Genomic DNA, 25643 nt, shown 5'->3' with positions numbered 1-25643 from the left:
TTTATGCTCACTCAGTTGCGCGAAATTGTAGAAAAAGTGGCGAGTGCGCCGCGTCTCAATGAAGCACTCGACATCCTGGTTAATGAGATCTGTCTGGCGATGGATACGGAAGTCTGTTCCGTTTACCTCGCCGACCACGATCGTCACTGCTACTACCTGATGGCGACGCGCGGACTTAAAAAACCGCGTGGCCGCACCGTGACCCTGGCGTTTGACGAGGGGATCGTCGGTTTAGTGGGCCGTCTGGCCGAACCGATTAACCTTGCTGACGCCCAGAGTCATCCCAGCTTTAAATATATCCCCGCAGTGAAAGAGGAGCGCTACCGCTCCTTCCTCGGCGTGCCGATTATCAGCCGTCGCCAGTTACTGGGCGTGCTGGTGGTACAGCAGCGCGAGCACCGTCAGTTTGATGAAAGCGAAGAGTCGTTTCTGGTCACCCTTGCCACCCAGATGGCGGCATTGCTGTCGCAGTCGCAGATGGCCCAGCTGTTTGGTCAGTTCCGGCAGACGCGGGTGCGCGCAATTGCAGCTGCGCCTGGCGTGGCGGTGGCACCGGGCTGGGTGGATGAGACGCAGCCACTGCTCGATCAGGTTTCGGCTGCCTCAACGCTGGATGTTCATCGCGAACGTGAGCGTCTGTCGCTCGCCATGAGTGAAGCCACCAGTGAATTTCGTCGCTTCAGTAAACGCTTCAGCGCCAGCGCTCAGAAAGAGAGTGCGGCCATTTTCGACCTTTACTCTCACCTGTTAACCGATGCCCGACTGAAAAAAGATCTGTTCGATGAGATCGAACGCGGATCGGTCGCCGAATGGGCAGTGAAACAGGTGATCGAGAAGTTTGCTGAACAGTTTGCCAGCCTGACGGACACCTACCTGCGTGAACGCGCAGGCGATCTGCGGGTGCTGGGTCAGCGCCTGCTGTTTCACCTTGACGATACGCTGGTCGGGACCAATGCCTGGCCGGAACGCTTTGTGCTGGTGGCCGATGAGCTGACCGCCACCACTTTAGCTGAGCTGCCGCATGAGCGGCTGGCGGGCGTGGTGGTGCGTGACGGCGCAGCCAACTCCCATGCGGCGATTCTGACGCGCGCGATGGGGATCCCGACGGTCATGGGCGCTGACATCCAGCCTCATCAGCTCAACAAACGTTTGCTGATCGTCGATGGGTATCGCGGTGAGCTGTTGATCGATCCCGAGCCGGTGCTGGTGCAGGAGTACCAGCGTTTGATCAGCGAAGAGAATGCGCTGAGCAAAATGGCCGAAGGCGTGGTCGATCAGCCCGGTGAGCTGAAAAGCGGCGAGCGCGTGCAGGTGATGCTGAATGCCGGCTTAAGCCCGGAGCATGAGCAGACGCTGGGCAACTGGGTGGATGGCATCGGTCTCTACCGCACCGAAATCCCGTTTATGCTGCAGAACGGCTTCCCGTCGGAAGAGGAGCAGGTGGCACAGTATCAGGGCATGTTACAGCTGTTTCACAACAAGCCTGTGACGCTGCGTACCCTGGATGTGGGAGCAGATAAACAGCTACCCTACATGCCTATCAGTGAAGAGAATCCCTGTCTGGGCTGGCGCGGCATCCGCCTGACGCTTGACCAGCCGGAAATTTTCCTGGTGCAGGTGCGTGCGATGCTGCGTGCTAACGCCGCATCCGGCAACCTCAGTATTCTGTTGCCGATGATCAGCCATATCGATGAGATCGACGAAGCGAAAAAGCTGATCGATCGCGCAGGACGCGAAGTCGAAGAGATGCTGGGCTATACGATCCCCGCGCCGCGCATCGGCATCATGATTGAAGTGCCGTCGATGCTGTTTATGATCCCGCATCTGGCGTCGCGGGTCGATTTTGTCTCGGTTGGCACCAACGATCTGACCCAGTATCTGCTGGCGGTGGATCGCAACAACACCCGCGTGGCCAATCTCTACGACTCGCTGCATCCGGCGATGCTGCGTGCACTGAATACGATTGCGCAGGAAGCCCGTCTGGCCAATCTGGAATTGTGCCTGTGTGGTGAAATGGCCGGCGATCCAATGTGCGTGGCGCTGCTGGTCGGGCTGGGGTATCACCATCTCAGCATGAACGGCAAAAACGTACCACGGGTGAAATACCTGCTGCGCCATCTGGATCACGAAGAAGCGCAGCAACTCAGCGAGCAGGGGATGAATGCTCATACCGCCACCGAGGTTCGTCATCTGGTCTCGACCTTTATGGAGCGTCGCGGGCTGGGCGGTTTAATCCGCGGCGGTCGCTAAGCGCCACTTCAGGCTATTTATTTGCCATTCTGGCCCCGGGCAGTGCTCACACAGGCTGCTTTAGCAACCTGAACGCCCGTCAGGGCGGCCCTGAAGGGGCGAGCACAGCGAGTAATCCTCACGTACTACGTGTACGCTCCGGTTGTTGCGCGCTGTCCGTGACCAGTCTGGCTGCAACAATGTACGCCTGACGAGTCAGACTCTGGGCGTTATCCGCGTTTACATTTGCGGGACAATTCACAAAACCGGCTGTGCTATGATGCGCAGCCTTAATTTATGTGCCTGACAACACCCCCTTTTCAGGGTTGAAAAATAGACGGTGAATGATGAATAACGGCTATATTGCATTTCCGCAGTTCGATCCGGTGATCTTCTCGATTGGACCGGTTTCGCTTCACTGGTACGGTCTGATGTATCTGGTGGGCTTTGTTTTCGCCATGTGGCTGGCTGTCCGCCGCGCCAATCAGCCGGGCAGCGGCTGGAAAAAAGAGGAAGTGGAGAACCTGCTTTATGCCGGTTTCCTGGGGGTCTTCCTGGGTGGACGCATCGGCTATGTGCTGTTCTACAACTTACCGCTGTTCCTGGAAAATCCACTCTATCTGTTCAAAGTCTGGGATGGCGGTATGTCGTTCCACGGTGGCCTCATCGGGGTGATTGTCGTCATGCTGGTCTTTGCCCGCCGCACCCGACGTAATTTCTTCCAGGTGGCTGATTTCATCGCGCCGCTGATCCCGTTCGGTCTGGGTGCCGGTCGTCTCGGCAACTTCATTAACGGTGAGCTCTGGGGCCGTGTCGATCCGGGCTTCCGCTATGCCATGCTGTTCCCTGGCTCCCGCAGCGAAGATGTCGCGCTGGCCGCCACCAATCCGCAATACCAGGCGCTGCTCAATACCTACGGCGTGCTGCCGCGTCATGCTTCGCAGCTCTACGAACTGGTGCTGGAAGGGATAGTGCTGTTCATCATCCTGAATCTGTTTATTCGTAAGCCACGCCCGATGGGCAGCGTCTCTGGCCTGTTCCTGATTGGCTATGGCGCCTTCCGTATTATCGTTGAGTTCTTCCGCCAGCCGGATGCCCAGCTTGGCCTGTTTGAAGGCGGAATCAGTATGGGACAGATCCTCTCTGTGCCGATGATTATTGCCGGTATTATTATGATGATCTGGGCGTATCGTCGTCGCCCGCAGCCACAATTTCGCGAGGAAAAATGAAACAGTATCTGGATTTAATGCAACATGTGCTGCACGAAGGCACGCCAAAAGCTGACCGTACCGGCACCGGTACGCTTTCAATTTTTGGTCACCAGATGCGTTTCAACCTGCAGGATGGTTTTCCGCTGGTCACCACCAAGAAATGTCATATCCGCTCAATTATTCATGAGCTGCTGTGGTTTCTGAAAGGTGATACCAACATCGGTTATCTCAAAGAAAACAACGTCTCCATCTGGGATGAGTGGGCGGATGAGAATGGCGATCTCGGCCCGGTGTATGGCAAACAGTGGCGCAGCTGGGGAACGGCCAGCGGCCAGGAGATTGACCAGCTAAGCCAGGTGATGGAGCAGCTGAAGCTCGATCCCGACTCACGCCGGATTATCGTTTCTGCCTGGAACGTCGGCGAGCTGAGCGAGATGGCGCTGGCCCCTTGCCACGCGTTCTTCCAGTTCTACGTGGCGGACGGCAAACTCTCCTGCCAGCTCTATCAGCGCTCGTGCGACATCTTCCTGGGCCTGCCGTTTAACATCGCCAGCTATGCGTTGCTGGTACATATGGTGGCGCAGCAGTGCGATCTGCAGGTGGGCGACTTTGTCTGGACCGGCGGTGATACCCACCTCTACAGTAACCATCTGGAGCAGGCGCGCCTGCAGCTGACCCGCGAACCGCGTCCGCTGCCATCACTTGTTATCAAACGCAAACCGGCGTCGCTGTTTGACTATCAGTTCGAAGATTTTGAGATTGAAGGCTACGATCCGCATCCTGCGATCAAAGCCCCTGTCGCCATCTGATTCGCGATAAAAGATAACGCCCTGGCTTCATCGCCGGGGCTTTTTTTTGCCCGCAAACCGGTAAATCTGCGGCAACGCTCGCACGCTTCTGCCAATTCATGCTGTTGCGGAAGATTCTCTGCGACGTGCTTTCCAGCCTGCCAAATCGCGCCTTGTTTCATCTGTTCATCACCCGCACTCTGACACCATGAAAACAGCATACTTACGCGGTTTTACCCTGCCGGAACTGCTGCTGGTGATGGTGATTGCCGGCATGCTGAGTCTTGCCGCGCTGCATGGCTGGCAGCGCTGGCAACAGCGGCTGCAACTGCGCGACAGCGCCCAGCAACTGCAGGGATTCCTGCTTCGGCTGCGTGCCCAGGCCAACCGGCAAAATAGCGATCTGGTTTTATGGTCACGGCCTGGCGATCCCTGGTGCATCGGTGCCGGAAGCCTCCCCGTTGCAGGGTGTGATAGCCGAAAACGGCTGCAATTCGTGGCGCCGCACGCTGGCGTTGCGCTCTATGGCATTCGGGGTGAACCGGGCTTCTATGGCCGACGTAATGTGGCCCGGGCGGGCAGCATTGAGCTGGGTAACAGCGCCGGACGAATGCGGCTGATTATCTCGGCCAGAGCCCGTATTCGCCTCTGCATGACGGATGAGGAGACGTGTCGTTGAAAATGGCCGGATTCAGCCTGCTGGAGATGCTGATCGCCCTGGCAATCAGCGCCGTCGTGATGTTAAGTGCTGGCCGTTTTCTGCCGCTGCTGCTGGCAGAGAACGCCGGCGTGATGCAACAGGCGCAGCTGCGTCAGGAGTTACAGCAGATGATGGCGACGCTGGAAAAAGCGGTGCGGCGTGCCGGTTATTGTCACGGTGAGTGTGGCAGTGGGGCGCTGCAAATCAGAGAGAACTGCCTGCTGCTGCGCTGGGATGAGAACAGCAACGGTAAATGGGAAGGGGTGAGCCATGCAGAGAGTGACTATTACGGTTATCGCCTGCGACAACAGCAGCTTGAGATGCAGCGAGGTGTTGACCAGTGTCAGTCAGCGGGCTGGGAGCGGCTCTCCGATCCCGCGTTTATGACGCTGGAGCAGTTCAGCGTCAGCCAGCAGGGCACGCAGGTCAGATTAGTGCTGCAGGGACGGGCCGGACGCTGGCTTGAAACGATGGAGAGCTGGATTGAGGCAGAGAACCTGTGAAGCAGCGAGGCAGCAGCGCTCTGGGCATGGTGTTGATGATTATGGTCATTGGCAGCTTTACGCTGCATGCCAGCCGTAAGATGTCTGAGCAGGGAATGCGACTGCTGGCGGATGAGCAGCAGTTTATTCAGGATTTCTGGCGGGCGCAGTCTGCGCTGCAATGGGGCTTCTCCCTGAGCTGGTCAGCCAGTGAGGCGACCAGCTGTCAGCAGGATGATCGCCAGGGCTGGCGCAGCTGTTTACAACGAGGTGAAAAGGATGAAGGTCTGCTTAAAGGGGAGGCCAGCGGCAGTGGCATGGCAGTCTGGCTGTGGGTGCGGTTACGGGGCAATCAGATTACCGCGTTGCCGCACGGCTGGATTGACTACTGCCCGCTTACGCCCCCGTCCACCTGCCAGTAAGCGCGGTGGATTCAGCCTGCCGGAAGTGTTGTTTGCTCTGCTGTTAATGGCATTAAGCAGCAGCACGCTGTTGCACTATCATCGCGCACTGGCACTGGGATTCAGCCAGCAGTGGTATCAGCGTGAGGCATGGCGGGTGGCTGAGCAGCAACTGATGGGACATGAGAGTCCCGGCTGGACCTCAATACTGCAACAGCAGAGCGGCCCTTCAGGTTGCACACTGGATCGGGCTGACGTGACGGGGCCTTATCAGCGCAGTGCCACCCTGACGCGGCTGCGATGTTAACTCTTCCCGGTCGCCCTTTTGATGGGTTTCAACCGCGATACGCGGTAAAGTGACAGAGCCGCAATACCGCAGTCACGTTCTGAGTTATCACAGGAGTTTTCATGTTTCACGTTTATCACTCAAATCAGCTTGATGTGCTGAAGATTCTGGCGGCTGCGGTGATTAAACATGACCCTCTTGATGATCCTTTCGCCTCAGAAATGGTGCTGGTGCAGAGTCCGGGTATGGCGCAGTGGCTGCAGATGGAGCTGGCGCAAACCTTTGGTATTGCTGCTAATATCGAATTTCCGCTGCCCGCCAGTTTTATCTGGGAGATGTTCGTTCGCGTACTGCCCGATATCCCGGTAGAGAGTGCTTTCAGTAAGGCCAGCATGGGCTGGAAGCTGATGCACCGGCTGCCGGAGATGCTGAAGCATGAAGAGTTTACCTCTCTGCGCCACTATCTCCATGATGACGGCGACAAGCGTAAACTGTTTCAGCTCAGCTCCCGCGTGGCCGATCTGTTCGACCAGTATCTGGTCTATCGTGCCGACTGGCTCAACAGCTGGGAGCGCGGCGAAACCATTGAGGGGCTGGGCGAGGCGCAGCGCTGGCAGGCCGCACTGTGGCGCGATCTGGTGAGTTATACCCAGGACCTGCGCCAGCCTGAATGGCACCGCGCCAACCTCTATGCGCGATTTATCCAGACGCTGGATCAGGCGAAAAGCACGCCGGAAAATCTGCCCAAACGGGTCTTTATCTGTGGCATCTCTGCGCTGCCGCCGGTCTATCTGCAGGCGTTGCAGGCGCTGGGACGTCACATCGACATCCATCTGCTGTTCACCAATCCCTGCCGCGATTACTGGGGCGATATTCAGGATTATGCGTTTCTGGCGAAACTGCAAAGTCGTCAGCGCCGACGTCATGGTGCTGATGAATCACGCGGACTCTTCCGGGATGCAGAGCAGGCACCGGCGCTGTTTAACGACGCTGGTGAACAGCAACTGACCAACCCTTTGCTCGCCTCCTGGGGCAAGCTGGGGCGTGACAACCTGTTTCTGCTCAGTCAGATGGAGTCAAACGACGACATCGATGCTTTTGTCGATGTGGAGCCGGACAACCTGCTGCACTGTATGCAGCACGATCTTCTTAATCTGCAGGATAACGCCATCATCGGACTGAATGCGGCGGAACTGGCACACAGCGATCAGAAGCGCTGCCTGGATCCGGAGGATCGATCAATCGCGGTGCAGGTCTGCCACAGTGCCCAGCGCGAAGTTGAAGTGTTGCAGGATCATCTGCTGGCGATGATGGAGGCCGATCCGACGCTGAAAGCGCGTGACATCATCGTCATGGTGGCGGATATCGACGCCTACGCCCCTTTTATTCAGGCGGTGTTCGCCAATGCACCTGCCGATCGCTATCTGCCGTTTGCGATTTCAGATCGCCGTGCCAGTCAGGCTCATCCGGCCATTGTGGCGTTTTTGCATCTGCTGGCACTGCCGGACAGCCGTTTTGTCTCGGAGGATGTGCTGGCGCTGCTCGATGTCCCGGCGCTCGCTTCCCACTTCGCCATTGATGAAAGCGGCCTGCGTTTACTGCGGCGCTGGGTCAGCGAATCGGGGGTACGCTGGGGGCTGGATGATGCCAGCGTAGAAGCCCTGTCACTACCGGTTACCGGCCAGCACACCTGGCGCTTTGGCCTGCAGCGTATGCTGCTGGGTTATGCGATGGAGAGCCACAACGGTGACTGGGAAGGAATTCTGCCTTATGACGAGTCGGGTGGTCTGGTGGGGGAGCTGGCGGGACATCTGGCTGAGCTGCTCTCCCGGCTTAATCACTGGCGGCAGCTGCTTGCCGAACCCCGGCCACTGGCTGCCTGGCTGCCCATGTGCCGGGAACTGCTCAATGCCTTTTTCAGCCCCGATGCAGAAACCGAGGCCGCCTTACTGTTGGTGGAAGAGCAGTGGCAGCAATTGATTGAATATGGCATGGATGCGCGGTTTGAAGAGGCGATTCCGGTGGCGCTGTTGCGCGATGATCTGCGTAGCCGGCTTGATCAACAGCGCATCAGTCAGCGTTTCCTGGCGGGGCAGATTAACTTCTGTACCCTGATGCCAATGCGCTCCATTCCTTTTCAGCTGGTCTGTTTGCTGGGCATGAACGACGGCGTCTATCCCCGTACTTTAGCACCGTTAGGTTTTGATCTGATGCAGCAGCAGTCCCGCAAAGGCGACCGCAGTCGCCGCGATGATGACCGCTATCTCTTCCTGGAGGCGATGATTTCGGCGCAGCAGCAGCTCTATATCAGTTATATCGGCCGGGCGATTCAGGATAATACGGAACGCTACCCCTCGGTGCTGGTCACAGAACTGCTGGATTACATTGGACAGAGTTTTTATCTGGACGGTGATGGCCATCTTGAGCTGGATGAGAGTGCCGAACGGGTGCGGATGCACCTGCAGCACCTGCACAGCCGGATGCCGTTTGCCGCCGAGAATTTCCAGCCTGCTGCCAGACTGCAAAGTTTCGCCCGTGAGTGGCTGCCTGCTGCGCGAGGCGCGGGGCAGCCGCAGCCCGATTTTGTGCAGCCGCTGGAGGCGCCGTTAATTGACGCGCTGACGCTGGAGGCGTTCCTGCGCTTCTGGCGACATCCGGTCCGGGCCTGGTTCCACCAGCGGCTTGGCGTGAGTTTCTGGCTGGAGGAGAACGAACTGCCCGACAGCGAGCCGTTTGCGCTCGACAACCTTGAGCGTTATCAGATTAACGCGCAGTTGCTGAATGCCCTGGTCGAAGGCGAGGATACTCAGCGGCTTTATGCGCACCATCGTGCGGCCGGTAATCTGCCTTATGGCGCGTTCGGTGAGCTGTTCTGGCAGGCGCAGCGCGATGAGATGCAGGAAGTAGCGGCAGAAGTGGTCACCCAGCGCAGCGACGGCGAGAGCTGGGAAGTGAATCTGCAACTGGAGCAGGTCAGCTTAACCGGGTGGCTGACGCAGGTTCAGAGTGATGGATTGCTGCGCTGGCGGCCTGGCGTACTCAACATGAACGACGGACTGCTACTCTGGCTGGAACATCTGGTCTACTGCGCGCTGGGCGGCACCGGCAGCAGCCGGATGTTTGGCCGGCAGCAGAGCCGCTGGTGCTTCCTTGCCGTGCCGCAGGCAGAGGCGATTGCTGCGCTGAATGAGTATGTCACGGGGTATCTCGCGGGTATGCGTAAGCCGCTGATGCTGCTTAACAAAAGTGGCGGCGCATGGCTGACCGCCAGCTACGACAAAAAAAGTCAGCAGTTACTGACTGATGAGGCAACCCAGCTTAAGGCGCGTAATCGCCTGCTGACGGCCTGGTCAGGCAACTATCAGCTTGAGGGTGAAGGCAGCGATCCCTATCTGCAACGTCTTTGCCGGGTGCTGGATGAGCCACAACTACAGCAGATAACTGAGGCGGCACAGCGCTGGTATTTACCGGTACTGGCTGCACATCAGGATGATGAATAGCCGATCAGAAGGCGTTTTTGCTGACTGACTCATTACACAGAAATTTTGCTCTGCTTTGAGCCGCCGCGTCCGACATTGGCGGTTTATCGGGAAACGAGAGGGGTTTACATGCGGGTACACGCACGCTGGATAGCGGCGCTAATGTTAAGCCTGATGGCTTGCACAGCGCAGGCGCAGGAGCAGGCATCATCAGGCTGGCAGCCGGTTAACGACACCATTCGCAAAAGTGAACAGGATCCCCGCCACTATCAGGCTATCCGGCTTGATAATGGGATGACGGTATTACTGGTTTCCGATCCCGTGGCACCGAAATCGCTGGCGGCGCTGACGCTGCCGATAGGATCGCTGGACGATCCCGATCAGCAGGCGGGACTGGCGCACTACCTTGAGCATATGGTGCTGATGGGTTCAAAGCACTACCCGCAGCCCGACAACCTGGCTGAATTCCTGAAAAAACATGGCGGCAGCCACAACGCCAGCACAGCCTCTTACCGCACCGCCTTTTATCTGGAAGTGGAAAATGACGCGCTGGAACCGGCGGTTGATCGCCTGGCGGATGCGGTGGCTGAGCCGCTGCTGGATCCGGTTAACGCTGACCGCGAGCGCCACGCCGTGAATGCCGAGCTGACCATGGCGCGCTCGCGCGATGGCCTGCGTATGGCCCAGGTCGGCGCAGAAACCCTGAACCCGGCGCATCCGGCGTCACGTTTTTCGGGCGGCAATCTTGAGACCCTGAAAGATAAGCCAGGCAGCAAACTGCACCAGGCGCTGCAGGACTTTTATCATACGCATTACTCCGCCAATCTGATGAAAGCGGTGATCTACAGCAACAAACCGCTGCCGGAGATGGCGTCGATTGCGGCTAAAACCTTTGGCCGGGTACAAAATCATGACGCCAGCGTGCCGGAGATTACGGTGCCGGTGGTGACCGATGCGCAGCAGGGCATCATCATCCATTACGTTCCGGCTCAGCCGCGCAAGCAGCTCAAAATTGAATTCCGCATTGCCAACAACAGCGATCGGTTCCGCAGTAAAACCGACACGCTGATCAGCTATTTAATCAGTAACCGCAGCAAAAACACGCTGACTGACTGGTTGCAAAAACAGGGGCTGGCCGACGGGGTGAATGCGGGTGCTGACCCAATGACCGAGCGTAACAGCGGCGTGTTTGCGATTACCGCGTCACTGACTGATAAAGGTCTGGCGCAGCGCGACCAGGTCGTGGCGGCGATATTCAGCTACATCAATCTTCTGCGTCAGCAGGGGGATGATAAGCGCTATTTCGATGAAGTTTCGCATGTGCTGGCGCTCGACTTCCGCTATCCCTCAATTACCCGCGATATGGATTACATTGAATGGCTGGCCGACACCATGCTGCGCGTACCGGTTGAACATACGCTGGATGCACCCTATCTGGCGGATCAGTACGATGCCGCCGCGATTAATGCCCGGCTGGAAGAGATGACCCCGCAGCATGCGCGTATCTGGTACATCAGTCCGCAGGAGCCGCACAACAAAAAAGCCTATTTTGTGGATGCGCCTTATCAGGTTGAGAAGATCACTCCACAAACCTTTGCAGACTGGCAGCAGCGCGCCAGCCAGATTACGCTGGCGATGCCCGTGCTGAACCCCTATATCCCGGACGACTTCACCCTGTTACCGTCAGACGGCAAAACGTATCAGCATCCGGTGAGACTGGATAACCAGGATGATATGCGTATTTACTGGATGCCCAGTCGTTATTACGCCAGCGAGCCAAAAGCGGCGATCACCCTGGCGTTACGCAATAAGCACACCATCAGTGATGCCCGTCAGCAGGTGCTATTTGGCCTGAATGACTACCTTTCCAGCCTGGCGCTGGACGAGCTTAATTCACAGGCTTCAGTGGGCGGCATCAGCTTCTCAACGGGTGAAGATGAAGGGCTGGTATTCAGCGCCAACGGCTTCACTCAGCGTCTGCCGACCCTGCTGAAGAAACTGGTGGAAGGTTATGCCACTTTCCAGCCGACAGAACAGCAGCTGGAGCAGGCTAAATCCTGGTATCTGGAGCGGCTGGACGCGGCGGAAAAGGGCAAAGCGTTTGAACAGGCGATTCAGCCGATGCAACTGCTGTCGCAGCTGCCATATACCCAGCGCGAGGCTCGCCGCAAGCTGGTAAGCACACTCTCACTTAAGGATGTTACTGACTATCGCGATACGCTGTTCCGCGACGCGACGCCGGAGATGCTGGTAGTGGGCAACCTCAGTGCTGACAGCGTGACGCAGCTGGGGCATGAGCTCAAACAGCAGATGCAGAGTCATGCGACCCGCGACTGGCATAGTCAGTATGTCTCGATTAAAAAACCGCTGAAAGCCAACCTGCAACAAAAAGGCAGCAGCACCGACTCCGCCCTTGCCGCGCTCTATGTTCCACTGGGATACAGTGAATATCAGAGCATGGCGCACAGCTCCATGCTGAGCCAGATTGTGCAGCCGTGGTTCTACAATCAGCTGCGGACCAAAGAGCAGCTCGGCTACGCGGTTTTTGCCTTCCAGATGCCTGTGGGTCGCCAGTGGGGGATCGGCTTCCTGCTGCAAAGTAACAGCAAACAACCGGGCTGGCTGTTGCAGCGCTATCAGGCCTTCTACCCGCAGGCGGAAAAACGTCTGCGCAGTATGAGCCAGGCAGACTTTGCCCAGTATCAGCAGGCGATGATCAATGATTTGCAGCAGCGTCCTCAGACGCTCTTTGAGGAAGCGGATCGCTTTAGCCGCGACTTTGATCGGCAGAATGATCAATTTGATACCCGGCAAAAAATGACAGAGCAGGTTCAGCGGTTAACCCCGGCGAGCCTGGCAGACTTTTTCCGGCAGGCCGTGATCGAACATAAGGGCATGGTGATGACCTCGCAGATTGCAGGCACCGGCAATGGCAAAGTTGAGTTTGCCCGTCAGCCTGGCTGGAAAACCTGGAGTGAAGTGGCACAACTGCAGCAGTCGCTGCCGGTAAAGAGTGAGACCCAATGACGCAGTTACCTCCCGTATCGCTGAATCCTTTAACGCTGCCGCTCAGAGGCGAGCGGCTGATTGAGGCGTCAGCGGGCACCGGAAAAACCTTTACCATTGGTCTGCTCTATCTGCGCCTGCTGCTGGGGCTGGGCGGTGAAAACGCCTACAGCCGGCCGCTCTCTGTCGAAGAAATTTTAGTCGTGACCTTTACCGAGGCCGCGACCGCCGAATTGCGCGGGCGCATCCGCGAGAATATTCATCAGCTACGTCTGGCCTGTATCCGCGGCAAAAGCAGCAATCCGATGCACCAGTTACTGCTGGAGCAGATGCCTGATCTGGCTCAGGCCGCCGCGCAGCTGCTGGCTGCCGAGCGGCAGATGGATGAAGCCGCCATTTTTACCATTCACGGCTTCTGTCAGCGGATGCTGAATCTCAATGCCTTTGAGTCGGGCATGCTGTTCGAGCAGGAGTTGATTGAAGATGAGCAGGCGCTGCTGAAGCAGTCGGCCGCCGATTTCTGGCGTCGTCAGTGCTATCCACTGAGTCTGGATGTGGCACGGATCATCGCCGCAGAGTGGAGCGGGCCGGACAGCCTGCTGACCACGCTGCGCCCCTGGCTGCAGGGGGAGTCGCCGGGGCTGAAACGTCCGCCTGCCGCCGATGAGACGCTGGCATCACGCCACGCACGCAATCTGGCGCGCATCGAGGCCATCAAGCAGCAGTGGCAGGCGCTCAGCGCCGATGTTGAGGGCATTATCACTGCATCTGGCGTTGATAAGCGCAGCTACAGCAGTAAACATCTGCCCAACTGGGTCGCCCGCGTCACGCAGTGGGCCAGCAGCGACACGCTGGATTATCAGCTGCCCAAAGAGCTGGAGCGCTTTGGACAGCAGGTGCTGGAGGAGAAAACTAAAAAGGGTGAAGCGCCGCGTCATTCGCTGTTTGAGGCGATCGATCAGTTTCTGGCAGAACCGCTGTCGCTGCGGGATGTCATCATTGCGCAGGCGCTGACCGATGTGCGCGCCACGGTGCAGCGCGAGAAACGGTTACGTGCACTGTTAGGCTTCGACGATCTGCTCAGTAAACTGGATGAAGCGCTGCAGCAGCCAGGTGGCGTTTTGCTGGCAGAAACCATCCGGGCGCGTTACCCGGTGGCCCTGATTGATGAATTCCAGGATACCGATCCGCAGCAATACCGTATCTTCCGCACGCTCTATATTAATCAGCCTGAACAGGCACTGTTTCTGATCGGCGATCCCAAGCAGGCGATCTATGCGTTTCGCGGTGCGGATATTTTTACCTATCTGCGGGCCAGAAACGAAGTCAGCGCTCACTACACGCTCGATACCAACTGGCGTTCATCACCTGAGATGGTCGGGAGCGTCAACCGCCTCTTTTCTCAGCTCGATTCGCCTTTTCTGTTCTCGGCGATCCCCTTTCAGCCGGTTAAGCCTGCTGCGCCCAATCAGTCGCTGAAACTGATTTTTGACGAGCAGCAGCAACCGGCTTTACGGTTCTGGCTGCAGCCTGGCGAGGGCGTGGGTAACAGCGATTACCAGCAGTTTATGGCACAGCAGTGTGCGGCCGATATCAGCCGCTGGCTGGTGGCCGGACAGCAGGGGCGCGCCCGCCTGGGCAAAGGCGAGGCGCTGCAGCCGGTGCGGGCTTCCGATATCACCGTGCTGGTGCGCAGTCGTAATGAGGCCGGTTTAATCCGCGACGCGCTGAATGCGCTGTCGATTCCTTCGGTCTATCTCTCCAGCCGGGACAGTGTCTACACCACGCCGGAAGCGCGCGAACTGCTCTGGTTACTGCAGGCGATACAGGCACCTGAGCAGGAACGTCTGCTGCGCAGCGCGCTGGCGACCTCAATCTTTGCTATTGATGCAGCAACGCTCGACGCGCTGACACAGAATGAACGCGAGTGGGATGCGCTGGTGGAGCAGTTTGCCGTCTGGCAGCAGCTCTGGCATCAGCGCGGCGTGTTACCGATGCTGCGTGACGTGATGATCAAGCGGCAGCTGGCAGAGAATATGCTGGCCTCGGAGAACGGTGAACGTCGCCTGACTGACCTGATGCATCTGGGTGAACTGCTGCAGGAGGCTTCGGTGCAGCTGGAGAGTCCGCACGCCCTGGTGCGCTTCCTGGCGCAGCAGATTGCCCGGCCAAACAGCCAGGCCTCCAGCCAGCAGTTGCGTCTGGAAAGCGACCGCCATCTGGTGCAGATCATCACCATCCATAAATCGAAAGGACTGCAATATCCGCTGGTCTGGCTGCCATTTGCTGCCGGGTTCCGCGAGGCGGCCAGCGCGCTTTATCACGATCGCGACACGTTCACGGCACTGCTGGATGTGCAGGGTGATGCACAAAGTCTGGCGCTGGCCGAAGAGGAGCGCCTGGCGGAGGATCTGCGTCTGCTCTACGTGGCGCTGACCCGTTCGGTCTATCACTGCAGCGTCGGCATTGCGCCACTGATCAAAGGCACCCGCAAAAAAGAGGGCGAAAGCGATCTGCACAAGAGCGCGCTGGGCTACCTGGTGCAGCAGGGCGAGGCGGCTGATGCGCAGCAGCTCAGTCAGCGACTGAATGCGTTAACCGGTGAAGGGATTGCGCTGGTTGAAGAGGCTCTGCTGCCGGGAGAAATGTGGCAGGATGCGCAGCAGGGCGATGAGGTTTTAAGCAGCCGCGACATTACGCGCGCGCTGGCTGACGTCTGGCGGGTAACCAGTTATTCAGGCCTGCAACAGCATCACAGCTCGCCGCTGCTGGATGCGCTGCCCAACTTTGATATTGATGCCGCGGGCGAAGAAGAGAAGGGTGAAGAGGCTGCATTGACACCCCACCACTTTCCGCGCGGAGCGGCACCCGGTACGTTTTTGCATGGTCTGTTTGAGTCGATCGACTTTACCGAACCGCCGGACAGCGTCTGGCTGGAAGATCAGCTGCAGCATAATGGCTATCCGCTGAGCTGGTTGCCGGTTCTGGAACAGTGGATTGACCGGGTCTTACATACGCCGCTCAATGCTGAGGGGCTGAGGCTGTCGGCGATAAAAAGCAGCGAACGCCTGATTGAGATGGAGTTCTATCTGCCGATCAACAATCTGCTGACTGCGGCGGATCTTGACGCTCTGCTGCGCCGGCACGACAGTCTCTCTCAGCAGGCCGCCCCCCTGGATTTTCGTCAGGTGCGGGGCATGCTGAAGGGCTTTATCGATCTGGTCTTCCGCTGGCAGGGAAAATATTATCTGCTCGACTACAAATCGAACTGGCTGGGGGATAGCCACGCCGCTTACACGCCAGAGGCGATGGCGCAGGCGATGATCGCCCACCGCTACGATCTGCAATATCAGCTCTATACGCTGGCGCTGCATCGCTATCTGCAGCATCGTTTGCCGGACTACGACTATCAGCGTCACTTTGGTGGGGTGTTTTATCTGTTTTTGCGCGGGATGGATGGCAGCTCGCCGGACAACGGCATTTTCGCCACCCGACCTGCTGAAGCCTTTGTGGAAGACATTGATGCACTGTTTGGTGAAACCGGGGAGATGTTATGAGTGACATGCTGAGTCTGCTGCTGCAGGCGGTAGAGAAGCGTCTCCTGCGACCGCTGGATATACAGTTTGCCCAACTGGTGGCCCCGGAATCACAGCCTGGGCTGCTGCTCGCTGCGGCCTGCGTCAGCGCTGACGCGGGTGAGGGGCACGTCTGTTTACCGCTGAGCAACCTTTGCGAAGCGAATCTGTTCGCTGGTCGCCAGCCTGCGCTGGCTCAGGCGATCTGGCACGCTGCTGGTGCGCCGGAAGACTGGACAGCACGCTTTGCTGACTGGTCGGCTGTGAGTGATGGCAGCCTGGTTACGCCGCTGGTGCTGAGCAATCAGCGTTTATATCTGCATCGGCTGTGGCAAAGCGAAGGCCGGGTCGCCGACTTCTTCGCTGCGCAGGAAGTGAAAACTGCGTTTGATATGCATGCTGCAGGCGACGTGCTGAACAGCCTGTTTGACGACCAGCCGGAGAACTGGCAGAAAATTGCGGCGGCCGTGGCGCTGACCCGCAAGACTGCGGTTATTTCCGGCGGGCCGGGTACCGGTAAAACCACCACAGTGGCGAAACTCCTCGCTGCCCTGATTCGCCTGAATCCCGGTGCACTGCGGATTCAGCTGGCGGCACCGACCGGCAAAGCCGCCGCGCGACTGACCGAGTCACTGGGCAGTGCACTGCAGGAACTGGCGGTCAGCGACGAAGAACGCCGGCGTTTTCCTGCCGAAGCCACCACGCTGCATCGCCTGCTGGGCGCACAGCCCGACACTCAGCGGCTGCGCTACCATGCCGGTAACCCACTGCACCTTGATGTGCTGGTGGTTGATGAAGCGTCGATGGTCGATCTCTCAATGATGGCAAAACTGATCGCCGCGCTGCCTGCCCATGCCCGCGTCGTGTTTCTGGGCGATCGCGATCAGCTGGCCTCGGTCGAAGCCGGTGCGGTGCTGGGCGACATCTGCCGCTGCACCGAAAGCGGCTACAGCCTGGCACGGGCTGAACAGCTCGCGCTGCTGACCGGCTGCACACTGCAGGGCAGTGACGATGTGCAGGCACCCGCAGTCCGCGACAGTATCTGTCTGCTGCAGAAGAGTTATCGTTTTGATGACTCATCAGGCATCGGCCAGCTGGCAAAAGCGATCAACCGTGGCGATGCAGAGCAGGTCAGGGCGGTATTTGCTGCGGCTTATGAGGATATCAGTTACCAGCCGCTGAACAGCGCTGACGCTTATCAGGCGATGCTGGATGAGGTAGCCCAGGGTTATCAACCCTTCCTGCAGCTCATCAGACAGCAGGCGCCGCCCGCAGAAGTGATTGCCGCTTTTGGCCGTTATCAGCTGCTGTGTGCATTACGTGACGGGCCATTTGGCGTGCAGGGTCTGAACCAGCGTATTGAGCAGCGACTGATGCAGCTGCAGCGCATCCGTCGTCCTGGCATGGGCAGCCGCTGGTATGAAGGGCGTCCGGTGATGATCACCCGAAATGACAGCGCGCTCGGCCTGTTTAATGGCGATATCGGCATGACGATGCGGGATGAAGAGGGCAACCTGAAGGTCTTTTTCCCGCTGCCGGATGGATCGATCAAGGCGATTCAGCCGAGCCGGTTACCCTCACATGAAACGGCCTGGGCGATGACGGTGCACAAATCACAGGGCTCGGAGTTTGATCATACCGCGCTGGTGATGCCCACGCAGTTTCTGCCGGTGCTGACCCGTGAACTGGTCTATACCGCGATTACACGTGCACGGCGGCAACTGACCATCTACAGCGAACCCGGCGTATTTCAGCGTGCCGTGCAGCTGCAAACGCAGCGACGCAGCGGTCTGGTGGAGCGACTGGGAGAAACCGGCTGAGAAGAGAGGGGACAGCCCACGCGGGGGGGCTTGTCCCTTACGGATTGAATCAGGTGAGATCGGCCATCAACACTTTTGAACGGCGCTGATAGTTATACATCTCTTTTTTACTCTCGGGCAGCGACTCAATATCTACCGGCGTAAAGCCGCGTTCCTGGAACCAGTGGATGCTGCGGGTGGTTAACACAAACAGTTTTTCCAGCCCCATCTGGCGTGCCTGAAGTGCCACGCGCTGCAGCAACATCTCACCGCGTGAAGAGCTGCGATAGTCAGGATGAACCGCCACACAGGCCATTTCGCCAATCTTTTCATCCATAAACGGATAGAGTGCTGCACAGGCGATGGTCAGATTATCGCGCTGAATGATGGTGAACTTATCAATTTCCATTTCCAGTTGCTCGCGCGAGCGACGCACCAGAATACCCTGCTGCTCCAGCGGACGGATCAGTTCGAGGATGCCGCCGATATCATTGATATTGGCGCGACGGATCTGCTCTGCCGACTCCATAACGATCTGGGTACCGATACCGTCGCGTGAGAAGAGCTCCTGCAACAGCGCGCCATCTTCCTGATAACTGATTAAATGGCTGCGGCGAACACCACTGCGGCAGGCTTTCACCGCCCCACGCAGGAAGCGAACGGTCCCGGAAAGATAATCGCCTTCCTTTTCAATCTCATCGATACGGGCCTGCGCATCATTCGGGAAGAGCTCGGATATGATTTCACCCTCGCTGTTCAGCACGCCCTGCTCAGAGCAGAAGCCGATCATTTTCTCCGCTTTGAGTTTAATCGCCAGCTGGGTAGCCACTTCTTCCGAGGTCAGGTTAAAGCTTTCGCCGGTAACTGAAACCGCAACCGGGCCCATCAGCACAATCGCATCGTTATCCAGCTGACGATGAATGGCCTCTTCATCAATACGACGGATACGGCCGCTGTGACAGTAATCCACGCCATCATCCACGCCCAGCGGCTGTGAAATAATGAAGTTGCCGCTGACCACGTTGATATGCGCGCCCTGCAGCGGCGTGTTGTTGAGACTCATTGAGAGGCGGGCCGTGATATCTAACTGCAGCCGGCCGGCGGCCTGCTTCACTAACTCCAGCGATTGCGCGTCGGTGACCCGGGTAAACTTATGGTAAACCGGCTCCAGCTGCTGCTGAGCCAGGCTGGCATCAATCTGCGGTCGTGCGCCATACACCACGACGAGGCGAATGCCCAGGCTGTGCAGCAGGCCGATATCATTAACGATGCCAGAGAAGTTCTCATGCTCAATCGCTTCGCCACCCAGCATGATGACAAAGGTTTTACCCCGGTGGGCATTGATATAGGGAACGGTATGGCGAAAACCCTGAACCAGTTCGGTACTACGTTCCTTCACGGCCAACCCTCAGTGAATGTTTATTCGTATTTTTTGTATTTTTATGCTTTTACGTCCGGTTTTGCAAGTCTTAATCCTGACGAAAATTTACGTTTTTCTGGGTGTCAAAGCCGCTAACAGCCTGCATTATTTAGGGTTTCCGGGGTGACATCATGCTGCGGATTGGATAAAGTTTTCGCCGCCATTTTAGTAACTGGCGCTTTTTTAGACATTACACAGCAGCTGGAGCGGCATGTCAGACGTTAATTCCCATTTTTCACGCAGACGATTTTTACAGGGGACGGGCGCCTTACTGCTGTTAAGCGTCAGCCGGACAGGGTTGGCGGCGAAGAACCACATTGTGGCGGTGCGTATCTGGCCCTCATCGACCTACTCGCGGATGACGCTGGAGTCCAATGTTGCGCTGAAGTACAAGCAGTTTGCGCTGAGCAATCCCGAACGCCTGGTGATTGATATTCAGGGCCTACATCTCAATCCGGTTCTGAAAGGGGTAGATAAGCAGGTTCGGGTCGACGATCCCTTTATTAAAAATGCCCGTGTCGGCCAGTTCGACAGCAACACAGTGCGCGTGGTACTGGAATTAAAGCGCAACGTCGCGCCGAAGATCTTTAATCTCTCGCCGGTCGCCAGGATCAATCACCGGCTGGTGGTCGATCTCTATCCGAGCCAGAACCAGGTTGAGGATGATCCACTGCTGGCTCTGCTGAAAGATTATAACCAGGGCGATCTGGAGAAAGATGAAGGGGTGCAGGCGCCCTTACCCGGCAAAGCGGGGCGCGATCGTCCAATCATTATCATGATCGATCCCGGTCACGGCGGGGAAGATCCGGGCGCGCACGGCAAATATAAGACCCGCGAGAAAGATATTGTGCTGAAGATTGGACGGCGACTCAAAGCGCTGATCGATAAAGAGTCCAATATGAAAGCCTATATGACACGCAATGAAGATGTCTTTATTCCGCTGCGCGTCAGGGTTGCCAAAGCCCGTAAACAGCGTGCCGACCTCTTTGTGTCGATCCATGCGGATGCCTTTACCAGCCGCGCGGCACGCGGCTCTTCAGTGTTTGCCTTATCAACCAGCGGTGCCACTTCGGCGGCGGCTCGTTTCCTGGCTCAGACTCAGAATGAATCAGACCTGATTGGCGGCGTCAGCAAAAGCGGTGACCGCTATCTCGATCACACCATGTTCGATATGGTGCAGCGTCAGACGATTCATGACAGCCTTAAATTCGGCAAAGAGGTGCTGCATCGCATGGGGCGCATCAACCATCTGCACAAACGCACCGTGGATCAGGCCGGATTTGCGGTGCTGAAAGCCCCTGATATCCCGTCAATTCTGGTAGAGACAGCGTTTATCAGTAATGTGGAGGAGGAGCGCAAGTTGCGAACCACCCGTTACCAGCATCAGGTGGCAGAGGCGATTCTGAACGGCATCAAAGCGTATGTAGAGAGTGGGGCGGCGCTGGCCCATCGGTAAAGGAGTGCGGGTAGCCGGGCTATCCGCGCGCTTTTCAGGGCAGAAAGAGGCTGAAGCGGCTTTTGGGAACGTCAGAAACAAAAAAACACCCTTTCAGGTGTTTAAATGATTGGTTGCGGGGGCCGGATTTGAACCGACGACCTTCGGGTTATGAGCCCGACGAGCTACCAGGCTGCTCCACCCCGCGTCCGTATCATACTTTTTTCACATTGTGACTTCTGTAAAACAACTGCAGAAGTATTGGTTGCGGGGGCCGGATTTGAACCGACGACCTTCGGGTTATGAGCCCGACGAGCTACCAGGCTGCTCCACCCCGCGTCCGTATTGCTTCTATTACTTTTACTTCTCACATTGTGACTTCTGTAAAACTGCTGCAGAAGTATTGGTTGCGGGGGCCGGATTTGAACCGACGACCTTCGGGTTATGAGCCCGACGAGCTACCAGGCTGCTCCACCCCGCGTCCGTGGAAGCGCACTATACTCTCCGCGCTAATTCATGCAACCCCTTTTTGCAGATAAAAGCCAAATTAACAGCCAGTTGCTGAAGGATTCAACCATCTGGTTAATTATTAAACTGATATGCGTGACGTCTGAGCGGATGCATTTCATTCTGTCGGGGGCTTTGCTATCGTCGCGGGGCGAACAGTTATAAAAAGAGAAGATAATGAAATCACATTGGGTGAAGTATGCACTCACTGGCGCGTTAATAACGCTGCTGGCGGCCTGTAGCTCCAAACCGACCGATCGCGGTCAGCAATATAAAGATGGCAAACTGGAACAACCGCTGGCGCTGGTGAATCAGCCCAATGCCAAAGGCGCACCGGTTAATGGCAGAGACTTTGGCGAGCAGGTCCGCCAGATTCAGTCCGCCTCATCTGCGCTGTATAGCCGTCAGAACGGCACCTATAGCGCGATTGAGAGCTGGCTGATGGCGGGTGCCGATACCCGACAGCTTCGTCAGTATGGGCTTAACGCCTGGCAGATGGAGGGAACGGATAACTACGGTAACGTGCAGTTCACCGGTTATTACACACCGGTAGTAGAAGCGCGCTACACCCGTCAGGGTGAATTCCAGTATCCCATCTACCGTATGCCGCCGCGCAAACGCGGAGAAAAATTACCGAGCCGCGCCTCTATCTATAGTGGCGGACTCGATGACCGCTACATCATCGCCTACAGCAATTCACTGATTGATAACTTCATGATGGATGTGCAGGGCAGTGGTTATGTCGACTTTGGCGATGGCCGCCCGATGACCTTCTTTGGTTACGCCGGTAAAAATGGCTGGGGTTATCACAGCATTGGCAAAGAGCTGATCGATCGCGGTGAAGTGAAGCGCGAAGATATGTCGATGCAGGCGATTCGTCAGTGGGCGCAGGAGCACTCACCGCAGGAGGTCCGTGCGCTGCTGGAAACCAACCCATCATTTGTCTTCTTTAAGGCTGAGCCATTTACGCCGGTGCGCGGTGCCAGCGCAGTTCCACTGGTGGCGAAAGCCTCCGTTGCGTCTGACCGCTCAATTATTCCGGCGGGCACCGTACTGCTGGCTGAAGTGCCGCAGTTAAATGAGAAGGGCAAATTCAACGGCAAATATGAGATGCGCCTGATGGTGGCACTCGACGTGGGTGGCGCGATTAAAGGCCAGCACTTTGATATCTATCAGGGTATCGGCCCCGACGCTGCGCATCTGGCGGGCTTCTATAATCACTACGGACGCGTCTGGGTAATTAAAGCCGCGCCGGGTGCCGGACAGCCGCTGTTCTCCAGCCCGCAAAACGGTAATAATGGTTCACTGCTTCTCGGCGCTAACTAATTTCTTCTCTGCGGGCCTTCGGGCCCGCACGACGTAACAGGTTCAACTATGAAAGTGTTAAATGACGCCTGGCATCAGCGCTTTGGCGGCACGGCGCGTCTCTATGGCCAGGATGCGCTGCAACGTTTTGCTGACGCACACTTCTGCGTCATCGGTATTGGCGGTGTCGGATCCTGGGCGGCGGAAGCGCTGGTGCGCACCGGGATTGGTAAAATCACCCTGATTGATATGGATGATGTCTGTATTACCAACACTAACCGGCAGCTTCATGCGCTGCAGGGCAACGTCGGCAAAGCCAAAACAGAAGTGATGGCAGAACGGCTGCGTGCGATTAATCCTGACTGCGAAGTGATCTGCATTGATGACTTTATTACGCCAGAGAACACCGCCGAACTGATGGCAGCGGGTTTCGACTATGTGATCGACGCTATCGACAGCGTGCGACCGAAAGCGGCGCTGATCGCCTGGTGCCGCCGGAATAAGATCCCGCTGATCACCACCGGTGGCGCGGGTGGGCAGATCGATCCGACTCAGATCCAGGTCGCCGATCTGGCGAAAACCATCCAGGATCCGCTGGCGGCTAAGCTGCGCGAACGACTGAAAAGCCTGGGCGTGGTGAAAAACAGCAAGGGCAAACTTGGCATCGACTGCGTCTTTTCTACCGAAGCGCTGGTCTATCCGCAGGCTGATGGCAGCGTCTGTGCTTCACGCAGCACAGCGGAGGGGCCGAAGAGAATGGATTGCACCTCCGGCTTTGGCGCGGCCACCATGGTAACCGCCACCTTCGGCTTTGTTGCCGTCTCGCATGCGCTGAAGAAGTTTCTGGCGCGTGCTGCCCGTCAGGACGCCGTCAGCGCCTGACGCGCGGCGTGCTCCACTGCGGCGGCCAGCGCCTGCAGGCCGCTGCTGCGGGAGGCACTGAGCTGGGCGTGCAGGCCCAGTTCATCAAACAGTTTTAAGGGATCCATCGTCAGCAGCTGTTGCGGCGTCTGGCCCTCAGCGGCGGTCAGCAGCACGGCCAGCAGGCCGCGCACAATACGTCCTTCACTGTCACCATAGAAATGCAGCGTGCCATCTTCGCGTAACTGGCTGCCCAGCCAGACCCGATTTTCACAACCGCTCAGTTCAATTTCTGCTGTTTTTAGTTCCCCGGGTAAGGCAGGCAACTGGCGGCTCAGCTGGATCAGCTGACGATAACGATCTTCCCACTGATGAAAGCGGCCAAAGCTCTCTTTCAGGCTGGCAACGGTAATCTCTTCGCCAAACGGGTGTGGCGCTAACGGCGATGAATGCATAATCAAAACTCCGATAACAGCGAGATGGCGCTCTTCATAGCGCGCACCAGCGCATCAACATCCTGCAGATTATTATAGGGTGCAAAAGAGGCCCGCAGCGTGCCGCTGACGCCCAGCGCCGCCAGCAACGGCTGCGCGCAGTGCTGGCCAGCGCGCAGGGCGATTCCCTGCTCAGCCAGCAGCGTCACCAGATCGCTGTGATGCAGGCCAGCGAATTCAAATGCCAGCAGGCTGGCATTTGAACAGCGGAAGCTACGGAAACCGGGTAATTCCGCCAGCTGCTCTTCCGCCAGCGTCGCAAGCTGCTGACTCCAGCGCTCCGCTTCGGGCAGATCGTACTGCGCCAGCCAGCTCAGTGCTGCACTCAGGCCCACCACGCCCGCCACATTCGGGGTGCCAGCCTCAAATCGCCACGGCACCGGCTGCGGCGTGAATCCGCTGAAATCGACATCCGTTATCATCTTACCGCCGCCCTGCCAGGGCTCCATCGCCTCCAGCAGTTCCGCTTTGCCATATAACGCGCCAATGCCCATCGGGCCGTAAATCTTATGTCCGGAAAAGGCGTAAAAGTCGATATCCAGCGCCTGTACGTCAGGCGGACAATGCACCACGCCCTGTGCGCCATCGACCATCACTTTCGCGCCCACGGCGTGAGCCAGAGGTATCGCCTGAGCGAGTGCGGGACATCCGCCGGTGACGTTCGACATCTGTCCGACCGCCAGCAGGCGGGTACGGCTGTTAAGCAGGGCGGGCAGCTGGCTGATATCCGGCAGGCGATCCGCGCCTAACGGCCATTTTACGACGCGGGCACCGCACGCCTGCGCAGCCATCAGCCAGGGCACCAGGTTGGCGTGGTGTTCTGCCTCGCTGACCACAATCTCATCACCAGGCTGTAAGCGCGGGCGCAGCCAGCTGTTCGCCACCAGGTTTATCGCTTCGGTGGTACCGCGCGTCCAGACAATCTCACGATCGTCAGCGGCGTTAAGCCAGCGGGCAACCTGGTTGCGCGCCTGCTCATAGTGATGGGTTAAGGCCTGGGCGGCGGCAAACTGGCTGCGATGGACTGTACCCGCGCTGAGGCTGTAAAACTGCTGCGTGCTGTCAATGACGGCCTGCGGCTTCAGCGTGGTCGCTGCGCTGTCGAGATAAACGCCTGCGTCGGCGAGTGCGGGAAACTGCTGGCGAAATGCGGTGGGATTAAATGCGGTCATGCCTGGTCCATGATAAGAAAAATTAGGACCACACTGAAAGAATGGTCTGCGTCTGGCAAAGCTGGAAAAGCGCGTTATGCTGAATATTGCAAGGTTTGAACCAAACCCGCATAACGATCGGACGTTTACTAGTCGATCTCACTTATCGGCTGCCTCTGGTTAGCGTAACGCGGGTGGTTTGATGCAATCAATCTACAAGGAGATAGCAGATGAAAAAATTAACCGCAGTACTGGCCGTGTGTACCCTGGCTTTTACCCTGAGTGCCTGTTCAAGCAATTACGTGATGCATACCAATGATGGTCGCACCATTGTGGCTGCCGGCAAGCCTAAAGTCGATAACGATACCGGCATGATCAGCTATAAAGATGCGAATGGCAACGAGCAGCAAATCAACCGCTCTGATGTCAAAGAGATGGTAGAGTCTGGCAACTAAGCAGCAAAAAAAAAGCACCGCAATTTGCGGTGCTATTTAAAAATCACTATGGACAGACA

At 57.5% G+C, this 25643-nt stretch carries 18 protein-coding genes and 3 tRNA genes; 15 read left to right on the top strand and 6 right to left on the bottom strand.

Annotated features, from left to right (window positions below; translation table 11 throughout):
• Window positions 1-3 precede the first annotated feature (3 nt).
• From ptsP to recD, 11 genes are all read left to right on the top strand, one after another.
• Window positions 4-2250 carry a phosphoenolpyruvate--protein phosphotransferase gene (gene ptsP / locus AC6I8B_RS15675; protein WP_010248647.1) on the top strand — a complete coding sequence of 749 codons (2247 nt, stop codon included), beginning with the start codon at window positions 4-6 and terminating at the stop codon, window positions 2248-2250.
• A 326-nt stretch (window positions 2251-2576) separates the two neighbouring features.
• The gene (lgt, locus tag AC6I8B_RS15670; RefSeq protein WP_010248645.1) at window positions 2577-3458 is read left to right on the top strand and encodes a prolipoprotein diacylglyceryl transferase; all 882 of its coding nucleotides are present in this window, start codon (window positions 2577-2579) and stop codon (window positions 3456-3458) included.
• The gene (thyA, locus tag AC6I8B_RS15665) at window positions 3455-4249 is read left to right on the top strand and encodes a thymidylate synthase (protein WP_497816382.1); all 795 of its coding nucleotides are present in this window, start codon (window positions 3455-3457) and stop codon (window positions 4247-4249) included. Before lgt ends, thyA begins: the two co-directional genes overlap by 4 nt.
• A 187-nt stretch (window positions 4250-4436) precedes the next feature.
• Window positions 4437-4907 (top strand): prepilin-type N-terminal cleavage/methylation domain-containing protein, encoded by a 471-nt coding sequence (locus AC6I8B_RS15660; RefSeq protein WP_497816381.1) that lies wholly within the window; start codon window positions 4437-4439, stop codon window positions 4905-4907.
• Window positions 4904-5431: a prepilin peptidase-dependent protein gene (locus AC6I8B_RS15655; protein ID WP_497816459.1), complete on the top strand. Its 528-nt coding sequence runs from the start codon at window positions 4904-4906 to the stop codon at window positions 5429-5431. The genes AC6I8B_RS15660 and AC6I8B_RS15655 overlap by 4 nt, the downstream gene beginning before the upstream one ends.
• Complete coding sequence (locus AC6I8B_RS15650; protein WP_497816380.1) at window positions 5428-5832, top strand: DUF2509 family protein; 405 nt, start codon at window positions 5428-5430, stop codon at window positions 5830-5832. Before AC6I8B_RS15655 ends, AC6I8B_RS15650 begins: the two co-directional genes overlap by 4 nt.
• Window positions 5792-6118, top strand: coding sequence for a prepilin-type N-terminal cleavage/methylation domain-containing protein (locus AC6I8B_RS15645; RefSeq protein ID WP_244641243.1), 327 nt, complete (start codon window positions 5792-5794; stop codon window positions 6116-6118). The genes AC6I8B_RS15650 and AC6I8B_RS15645 overlap by 41 nt, the downstream gene beginning before the upstream one ends.
• 101 nt (window positions 6119-6219) lie before the next feature.
• Window positions 6220-9597, top strand: a complete 3378-nt coding sequence (recC, locus tag AC6I8B_RS15640) for an exodeoxyribonuclease V subunit gamma (RefSeq protein WP_497816379.1) — start codon at window positions 6220-6222, stop codon at window positions 9595-9597.
• Between the two features lie 108 nt (window positions 9598-9705).
• Window positions 9706-12603, top strand: a complete 2898-nt coding sequence (gene ptrA / locus AC6I8B_RS15635; RefSeq protein ID WP_029519405.1) for a pitrilysin — start codon at window positions 9706-9708, stop codon at window positions 12601-12603.
• Window positions 12600-16139 (top strand): exodeoxyribonuclease V subunit beta, encoded by a 3540-nt coding sequence (recB, locus tag AC6I8B_RS15630; protein WP_497816378.1) that lies wholly within the window; start codon window positions 12600-12602, stop codon window positions 16137-16139. The genes ptrA and recB overlap by 4 nt, the downstream gene beginning before the upstream one ends.
• Window positions 16136-17977, top strand: coding sequence for an exodeoxyribonuclease V subunit alpha (gene recD / locus AC6I8B_RS15625; protein WP_061703066.1), 1842 nt, complete (start codon window positions 16136-16138; stop codon window positions 17975-17977). The genes recB and recD overlap by 4 nt, the downstream gene beginning before the upstream one ends.
• A gap of 49 nt (window positions 17978-18026) precedes the next feature.
• On the opposite strand, the gene argA is transcribed toward recD, so the two are convergent.
• On the bottom strand, window positions 18027-19355 hold the full coding sequence (gene argA, locus AC6I8B_RS15620; protein ID WP_010248624.1) for an amino-acid N-acetyltransferase: 1329 nt from the start codon (window positions 19353-19355) through the stop codon (window positions 18027-18029).
• 232 nt (window positions 19356-19587) lie between these two features.
• Between argA and amiC the strand changes: the two genes are divergently transcribed.
• Entirely contained in the window at window positions 19588-20832 is a 1245-nt protein-coding gene (gene amiC, locus AC6I8B_RS15615) for an N-acetylmuramoyl-L-alanine amidase AmiC (RefSeq protein ID WP_497817516.1), read from the top strand.
• A 110-nt stretch (window positions 20833-20942) separates the two neighbouring features.
• On the opposite strand, the gene AC6I8B_RS15610 is transcribed toward amiC, so the two are convergent.
• The 3 genes from AC6I8B_RS15610 to AC6I8B_RS15600 all read right to left on the bottom strand — a co-directional run bounded on the left by AC6I8B_RS15610 (window position 20943) and on the right by AC6I8B_RS15600 (window position 21292).
• A tRNA-Met gene (locus tag AC6I8B_RS15610) sits at window positions 20943-21019 on the bottom strand.
• A 54-nt stretch (window positions 21020-21073) separates the two neighbouring features.
• A tRNA-Met gene (locus AC6I8B_RS15605) sits at window positions 21074-21150 on the bottom strand.
• A 65-nt stretch (window positions 21151-21215) separates the two neighbouring features.
• Window positions 21216-21292, bottom strand: a tRNA-Met gene (locus tag AC6I8B_RS15600).
• Between the two features lie 203 nt (window positions 21293-21495).
• Here AC6I8B_RS15600 and mltA point away from each other — a divergent pair.
• Both mltA and tcdA read left to right on the top strand, forming a co-directional pair.
• Window positions 21496-22644, top strand: a complete 1149-nt coding sequence (gene mltA / locus AC6I8B_RS15595) for a murein transglycosylase A (protein ID WP_010248620.1) — start codon at window positions 21496-21498, stop codon at window positions 22642-22644.
• 48 nt (window positions 22645-22692) lie between these two features.
• Entirely contained in the window at window positions 22693-23505 is an 813-nt protein-coding gene (gene tcdA, locus AC6I8B_RS15590) for a tRNA cyclic N6-threonylcarbamoyladenosine(37) synthase TcdA (RefSeq protein WP_010248618.1), read from the top strand.
• Here the strand turns inward: tcdA and csdE are convergent.
• Both csdE and csdA read right to left on the bottom strand, forming a co-directional pair.
• Window positions 23484-23939, bottom strand: a complete 456-nt coding sequence (csdE, locus tag AC6I8B_RS15585) for a cysteine desulfurase sulfur acceptor subunit CsdE (protein WP_497817515.1) — start codon at window positions 23937-23939, stop codon at window positions 23484-23486. The genes tcdA and csdE overlap by 22 nt on opposite strands.
• Window positions 23940-23941: 2 nt before the next feature.
• The gene (csdA, locus tag AC6I8B_RS15580; RefSeq protein WP_157353628.1) at window positions 23942-25150 is read right to left on the bottom strand and encodes a cysteine desulfurase CsdA; all 1209 of its coding nucleotides are present in this window, start codon (window positions 25148-25150) and stop codon (window positions 23942-23944) included.
• A gap of 209 nt (window positions 25151-25359) precedes the next feature.
• Between csdA and AC6I8B_RS15575 the strand changes: the two genes are divergently transcribed.
• On the top strand, window positions 25360-25584 hold the full coding sequence (locus AC6I8B_RS15575; protein WP_010248613.1) for a YgdI/YgdR family lipoprotein: 225 nt from the start codon (window positions 25360-25362) through the stop codon (window positions 25582-25584).
• Window positions 25585-25643 lie beyond the last annotated feature (59 nt).

The organism is Pantoea sp. X-Soil-ISGK-285, from assembly GCF_059730815.1.
This window is presented reverse-complemented; position numbering and strand designations above follow the sequence as displayed.